The 570-nt window shown below is 42.6% G+C and carries 1 pseudogene; it reads right to left on the bottom strand.

Features of this window, described 5'->3' with window-relative positions:
• Nucleotides 1–179: pseudogene (locus DXA05_RS26250) on the bottom strand (hypothetical protein); the annotation flags it as partial.
• Nucleotides 180–570: the final 391 nt, after the last annotated feature.

Below are 570 nucleotides of genomic sequence, written 5' to 3'. Positions count from 1 at the left end.
ATGTTCAGCTCCCGCTTGCTGATGTTGAAGGGGTTCATGGTGATGGGCTTGTCCTCCGTATAGGCGATGTACTTGCCGCCCACATACTCGCAGAGTCCCTCATACGAGTTACCCGTATCGACCATGACGATGTCGGTGTTCTGCTCCCACAACTGACGCACCACGCTGTTCATGTGGAAGCCTTTTTATATTTCCTAACACGTTGAGCCACAACATTTTCTCAAAAACAACATATTCAAAACGGTACAAATATTGAACAAACGAAAATCTATAGTTCAAGGCACTCGGCAAAGAGAAAAAACTATGACAGGGGCAAAAAGCGGATTTAAGATTATTTATGAAAATATTTTGGACGATTTTGACTGATGCTATCCAAAGAGCGCATTTTTGATAAAAAGTACTACTCTCATCAGCTATAAAGAGTGAGACGGTCGAAAAAGGAAAAGAGGGGAATTAGAACCTTGCAAGGGGGCTGCAAAGATGGTCAAAAACGGGTGTCTTGTACCTTGGTTGTATCTCTATCGGCATATATGGCTGATATACAATGCAGGTTAATAATTCGGCGGCAAT

The sequence above is a fragment of the Bacteroides sp. AM54-2NS genome (assembly GCF_003602935.1).
In the GTDB taxonomy this organism is placed as follows: domain Bacteria; phylum Bacteroidota; class Bacteroidia; order Bacteroidales; family Bacteroidaceae; genus Bacteroides; species Bacteroides xylanisolvens.
The sequence above is the reverse complement of the archived record's forward strand: the minus strand, read 5'-3'. Positions and strand labels throughout refer to the sequence as shown.